The organism is Erythrobacter sp., from assembly GCF_023653175.1.
Taxonomy (GTDB): Bacteria; Pseudomonadota; Alphaproteobacteria; order Sphingomonadales; family Sphingomonadaceae; genus Erythrobacter.
Genome location: NZ_JAMNXL010000214.1, coordinates 1 through 5,480 on the forward strand (window position 1 = coordinate 1; position 5,480 = coordinate 5,480).

7 protein-coding genes, 1 tRNA gene and 1 other RNA gene are annotated in these 5,480 nt (G+C 67.0%); 4 read left to right on the forward strand and 5 right to left on the reverse strand.

Features of this window, described 5'->3' with window-relative positions; all coding sequences use genetic code 11:
• Positions 1-475: 2-oxo acid dehydrogenase subunit E2 (locus tag NBV68_RS17215; RefSeq protein WP_296312199.1), on the forward strand; the 475-nt coding region annotated here is incomplete at its 5' end.
• 117 nt (positions 476-592) lie between these two features.
• A tRNA-Asp gene (locus NBV68_RS17220) sits at positions 593-669 on the forward strand.
• Positions 670-713: 44 nt separating this feature from the next.
• Here the strand turns inward: NBV68_RS17220 and NBV68_RS17225 are convergent.
• The 5 genes from NBV68_RS17225 to NBV68_RS17245 form a co-directional block, all read right to left on the reverse strand.
• Positions 714-959, reverse strand: a complete 246-nt coding sequence (locus NBV68_RS17225) for a DUF2842 domain-containing protein (protein WP_296312202.1) — start codon at positions 957-959, stop codon at positions 714-716.
• A gap of 2 nt (positions 960-961) precedes the next feature.
• A complete protein-coding gene (locus tag NBV68_RS17230) occupies positions 962-1,540 on the reverse strand; it encodes a 5-formyltetrahydrofolate cyclo-ligase (RefSeq protein ID WP_296312207.1) in 579 nt (192 codons plus the stop codon).
• Positions 1,541-1,774: 234 nt separating this feature from the next.
• Positions 1,775-1,948: non-coding RNA, 6S RNA (gene ssrS / locus NBV68_RS17235), on the reverse strand.
• 10 nt (positions 1,949-1,958) lie between these two features.
• Entirely contained in the window at positions 1,959-2,459 is a 501-nt protein-coding gene (locus NBV68_RS17240) for a cell division protein ZapA (protein WP_296312211.1), read from the reverse strand.
• Between the two features lie 9 nt (positions 2,460-2,468).
• Entirely contained in the window at positions 2,469-2,684 is a 216-nt protein-coding gene (locus NBV68_RS17245) for a hypothetical protein (RefSeq protein ID WP_296312214.1), read from the reverse strand.
• Between the two features lie 203 nt (positions 2,685-2,887).
• On the opposite strand from NBV68_RS17245, the gene tkt reads away from it, so the two are divergent.
• Positions 2,888-4,885 carry a transketolase gene (tkt, locus tag NBV68_RS17250; protein WP_296312217.1) on the forward strand — a complete coding sequence of 666 codons (1,998 nt, stop codon included), beginning with the start codon at positions 2,888-2,890 and terminating at the stop codon, positions 4,883-4,885.
• Between the two features lie 15 nt (positions 4,886-4,900).
• Positions 4,901-5,480: type I glyceraldehyde-3-phosphate dehydrogenase (locus tag NBV68_RS17255; RefSeq protein ID WP_296312219.1), on the forward strand; the 580-nt coding region annotated here is incomplete at its 3' end.

The following is a 5,480-nucleotide window of genomic DNA, read 5'->3' on the forward strand; positions in this document are numbered from 1 at the left end:
GCGTTATGATGACGAGGCCAATGTCGTCACCCGCTACGGCGCGGTGCATCTCGGCATGGCGGCGCAGACCGATGCGGGCCTGATGGTGCCAGTGATTCGCGACGCGCAGAGCCGCAACCTGTGGCAGCTCGCCCGCGAGATCGGACGGCTCGCCGAGGCGGCGCGCAGCGGCAAGGCGAGTTCGGAAGAGCTCTCGGGCTCGACGCTCACCGTCACCTCCTTGGGCCCCCTCGGCGGTGTCGCGACCACCCCGGTCATCAACCGTCCGGAAGTGGCGATCATCGGCCCCAACCGCATCGTCGAGCGGCCGATGTTCGTCCCCGACGGGATGGGGGGCGAGCGCATCGCCAAGCGCAAGCTGATGAACATCTCGATCTCCTGCGACCACCGCGTGGTCGACGGGCATGATGCTGCAAGCTTCATCCAGGGCGTGAAGCGGCTGATCGAGACCCCGGCGCTGCTGCTGGTCGACTAGGTGAAATAATTGCGTCAAGGGGCTGCGCGAGGGCGTTGACAGCCCGCCAAGCCGGCCCTAATGGCGCTGCTCCACGAGCGGGACGGCGTTGCCGGAACGCTCGAAAGGACAAGATGCGCGGGTGTAGCTCAGTCGGTTAGAGCGCCGGCCTGTCACGCCGGAGGTCGCGGGTTCGAGCCCCGTCACTCGCGCCACTTGTTCTTGAGGAAGGCCGCAAGGGCCATCGAAAGGCGGGCGTTCAGTCCGCCTTTTTCGTTTCCGGTGCGGGCGGGCTCCAGCTTCCCGTCTCCATCCAGATCAGGAAGCGCCGCAAGGGCAGCAGCCAGACCAGGCCAAGGATCAGGTAGACCACCGTCTGCGCAGCCCCGGACCAGCCGCCGATGATGCCCGGCGCATAACGGGCGATGACCACGCCATAGACCATCAGGACGACAAACAGGCTGACGATGCCGAAGGGGATTCGCCAGGTCGGGGTCTCGCGCATGTCTAGAGGTTTCCGTAGATCCGGGTGGGGGTGACGACCGCATCGAGCGGCTTGTCGTGGGCTTCGGTCGGCAGGGTATCGCAAACTTGCGCGTCCCATGCGAGGCCAACGGCCAGTTGCGGGGGATGTTCCGCAAGCCAGCGGTCATAATGCCCGCCGCCTTGTCCTAGCCGATCGAGCGCGGGAGTGAAGCCCACCAGCGGCACGAACAGGACGTCGGGTACGAGGGACTCGGCATCGGCGGCAGGCTGGAGGATGCCGAAGGGGCCGACTTCCAGATCGTCCTGCGCGTAAGGGTCGGTGTGGTGGCGGAAGCTCATCGGGGCTTTCGGTTGCGCGAAATGGGGCAGGGCGATGGTGTGCCCGGCATCGCGGAAGAAGCGGGCATAGGCCGCAGCGGGGGCCTCCCATGGGCCGGCATGATAGACGCCGATCACCGCCTCGGCCGGAATGCGCGCAAGCAGCGGGGCAGGGGGCCGGTGGAACAGCAGGCCGCGGATCGAATCCGGCAGGGCCTCGACATGGGCCTTGCGCGCGGCGCGGAGGGTCTTGCGGAGTTCGGATTTGGTAAGGTCGGTCATCTTTACAGGCGGTAGACCCCCGACCTGATGGCGGCAAGCTCAACCACCTGCTCGCCCCTCCACCACTTACGGTGGTCGCCTTCCCCTGGAAGCGCAGTTGTCGCGCAGCGACAACGGGAGGACTGCAACGGGCCGCAGGCCCGCAAGGCCGAACGACCGCCCGCAGCGACGCGGCCTTCAGGCCGTGTGAGCGAGGATTTCGCGCGCCGGATGGCGCGCGAACATCAAAAGAGTGACGGAACCACCATGGGTCGTTTGCGCTAGAAATCCTCTGACGCGTGGTACGTCAGGTGGGCGCCGTATGCCCAAGACTTCCGGACGAACCGGCAGGCAAGGGCAGGGACAGCTCCCATTTGGATTACTTATAGCCTCAGGGATATTCAATCGGCTCGTGCCGGGCAGTCCCGCCGTCCTCTATCTAGGCGCTCGCGGCGGCAGCTTCAAGCGCGGCGGCGCTGGCCTCGGCAGCGGCGGCGAGCGCTTCGAGGCGTGCGGCGAGGTCTGCGTCGGTGGCCGAGGCGGCAAGCGGCGCTCCGAACAGGTCGAATTGCGGGACGGGCGCGGGCACGGGTAGCTCTGGCGCGGGAGCGGGGCGGGCCGCCGCCTCGCGCGCATCGGCAAGCTCGGCTTCCAGCCGGGCGATGGTCTCGCGCGCCGCGTCGAGTTCGGCCGTATCGGGTTCCGGCGGGGGCGCAGGCTCGGGGATCTCGGCGATGCGCTTCCTTGCCTCGGCCAGCTCGTCGGCGAGAAACAGCGCCGCAAAGACGAGGTTCTGCGCCTCCAGCGGCGCGCGCGCGCTCCCGAGCTGCGCATATTTCTCGGCGATCATCGCGCCGAGCGCGGTGATGTGCGCCTCCTGCCCGTCGGCGCAGGCGACCGGATAACTCTTGGGGCCGATGCTGAGAGTGACGGTGCTCATGGGGCCAGCCTACTCCTCGAGCGCCGCCAGAAGATCGTCAAGTTCCCGAAGACTTTCCGCGACTTGCTCGCGCAGTTTCTCATGGACATTGACCAGCTCCACGACCCGCGCCGAACTGCCGCCGGCCTTGGCCTCGCCATCGCCGAGCTTGTCGCGCGCGGTCTCGATGCGCGCCATCGCGGCCTCGATGCGGGTCAGCGCGGATGCGATGCGGTCGGCACTCATGGGCGTTACCGATACCAACAGAAGACTGCCCGCGCAAAGCCTTGGGGCGGGCTGTTGATAAGTGGCTGACGGGCGCCGGGCGGTGATTGGCAGCGGCAAAGGTTGACCTCCCCCTTGGGCTCGGCAATGGCACAGGCCGACCGGAACCGGGGTCGAATCGCGTGAGGGTGCGCGGGTGACCACCGCAGGAGAACAGCGTGCCGATGAGCCTCGATGCCGCCCGCCTTCAGCCGATGGCCAATGCCATCCGCGCCCTTTCGATGGACGCAGTCGAGGCAGCCAACTCGGGGCACCCGGGAATGCCGATGGGCATGGCCGATGCGGCGTCGGTGCTGTTCACGCGCCATCTGAAGTTCGATCCGACCGCGCCCGACTGGGCCGACCGTGACCGCTTCGTGCTGAGCGCCGGTCACGGCTCGATGCTGATCTACAGCCTGCTGCACCTCACCGGCTACGCAGCGCCGACGATCGACGACATCCGCGATTTCCGGAAGCTGGGCAGCCCGTGTGCGGGGCACCCCGAGAACTTCCTGCTCGACGGTGTCGAATGCACGACCGGCCCGCTGGGGCAGGGTCTCGCGATGGCAGTCGGCATGGCGATGGCCGAGCGGCACCTCAACGCGGTCTATGGCGACGACCTTGTCGATCACCGCACTTGGGTGGTTGCGGGCGACGGGTGCCTGATGGAGGGCATCAACCACGAGGCGATCGGCCTTGCCGGGCACCTCAAGCTCGGGCGGCTGAACGTGCTTTGGGACGACAACCGCATCACCATCGACGGGGCGACCGATCTGTCCTCCTCCGAGGACATCAAGGCGCGCTACATCGCGACCGGTTGGCACGTGACGGAATGCGACGGGCATGACTTCGCCGACATCGACCGCGCCTTGCAGGAGGCCAAGGCCGACCCGCGTCCCTCGCTGATCGCCTGCCGCACGGTGATCGGCAAGGGCGCGCCCAACAAGCAGGGCAGCCATGCGGTCCACGGCGCTGCGCTGGGCGGGGCGGAAGTGGCGGCGGCGCGCGAGACGCTTGGCTGGTCACACGAGCCCTTCGTGGTGCCTTCCGAGATCCTCGCCGACTGGCACATGGCCGGCGAGCCGGGCCGCGCGGCTCATGGCGCCTGGGCCGGGCGGCTCGAGGCGGCGGAGAAGAAGGATGATTTCCTCGCCCAGATGGCACCGATCACCGGACACGTGTCCGCGGCGATCGAGGCCCATATCCGTGGTCTTGCCGCCAACCCGCAGAAGGTTGCGACCCGCAAGGCTTCGGAAATGGCATTGGGCCCGCTGACCGCGGCGATCCCGCAGCTGGTGGGCGGCTCGGCCGACCTCACCGGCTCGAACAACACCAAGACCCCGTCGACCCTGCCGCTGACGGCCGCGGACTATTCGGGTCGCTACGTCTATTACGGCATCCGCGAATTCGGCATGGCGGCGGCGATGAACGGCATGGCGCTGCATGGCGGGATCGTGCCCTATGGCGGCACCTTCCTGATCTTCTCCGACTATTGCCGCAACGCGATCCGCCTCTCGGCGCTGCAACAGACCGCGGTGGTCTATGTGCTGACGCATGACAGCATCGGGCTGGGCGAGGACGGGCCGACCCACCAGCCGATCGAACAGGTGATGAGCCTGCGCTTGATCCCCAACCTCAACGTTTACCGCCCGGCCGATGTGATCGAGACGGCGGAGTGCTGGGCGATGGCACTCTCGACCCCCGAGACTCCTTCGGTGCTGGCTCTGACCCGGCAGAACCTTCCGCAGCTGCGCGGCGAGGGTGAGGAGAACTGGACGCAGGAGACCAACCGCTGCGCGCTGGGCGGCTACCGCCTGCGCGCCGCGTCGGCCGCGCGCAAGGTCGTGCTGGTCGCCACCGGTTCGGAAGTCGCGCTGGCGGTGGAATGCGCCGATGAGCTCGAAGCTCAGGGGATTGGCGCGGATGTCGTGTCGGTGCCGTGCATGGAATTGTTCGATGCCCAAGGCGAATCCTACAAGGCTGACCTGCTGCCGGCTGACGCGCTGATCGTCTCGATCGAGGCGGGCTCCACGCTCGGGTGGGAACGCTACACCGGCCGCTCGGGTATCAACATCGGGATCGACAGCTTCGGCGCCTCGGCTCCGGCCGAGGATCTGTTTGCCCATTTCGGCTTCACCGTCGACGCCATCGTCCCGAAAATCGTGAACAAGCTCAGGAACTAAGCAGGAGTACCTCTCATGGCTACCAAAGTCGCCATCAACGGCTTCGGCCGCATCGGCCGTCTCGTCGCTCGCGCCATTCTCGAGCGCACCGACCACGATCTCGAACTGGTCGCGATCAACGATCTCGCCGATGCCGCCTCGAACGCGCTGCTGTTTGCCTATGATTCGGTTCATGGCCGTTTCAATGGCGAAGTGAAGGCCGAGGGCGACGCGATCGTGGTGAACGGCAAGCGCATCGCGGTGACCGCTGAAAAGGACCCGGGCAAGCTGCCGCACGCGGCGATGGGCATCGACATCGTGCTCGAATGCACCGGCTTCTTCCAGTCGGACGAGGCCTCGCGCCCGCACCTTGCCGCCGGAGCCAAGCGCGTGATCATCTCCGCGCCTGCGACGGGCGTCACCAAGACCATCGTCTACGGCGTCAACCATGAGACGCTGACCGCCGATGACGTGATCATCTCCAATGCGAGCTGCACCACCAACTGCCTCGCGCCGGTCGCCAAGGTGCTGAACGATGTCATCGGCATCGAGCGCGGCTTCATGACCACGATCCACTCCTACACCAACGACCAGCGCATGCTCGACCAGATCCACA

Excerpts from the sequence above, each read along its gene's own strand:
- NBV68_RS17225 (WP_296312202.1), bottom strand. The coding sequence starts at position 959 with ATGCGCGAGACCCCGACCTGGCGAATCCCCTTCGGCATCGTCAGCCTG.
- NBV68_RS17230 (WP_296312207.1), bottom strand. The coding sequence starts at position 1,540 with ATGACCGACCTTACCAAATCCGAACTCCGCAAGACCCTCCGCGCCGCG.
- NBV68_RS17240 (WP_296312211.1), bottom strand. The coding sequence starts at position 2,459 with ATGAGCACCGTCACTCTCAGCATCGGCCCCAAGAGTTATCCGGTCGCC.
- NBV68_RS17245 (WP_296312214.1), bottom strand. The coding sequence starts at position 2,684 with ATGAGTGCCGACCGCATCGCATCCGCGCTGACCCGCATCGAGGCCGCG.
- tkt (WP_296312217.1), top strand. The coding sequence starts at position 2,888 with ATGAGCCTCGATGCCGCCCGCCTTCAGCCGATGGCCAATGCCATCCGC.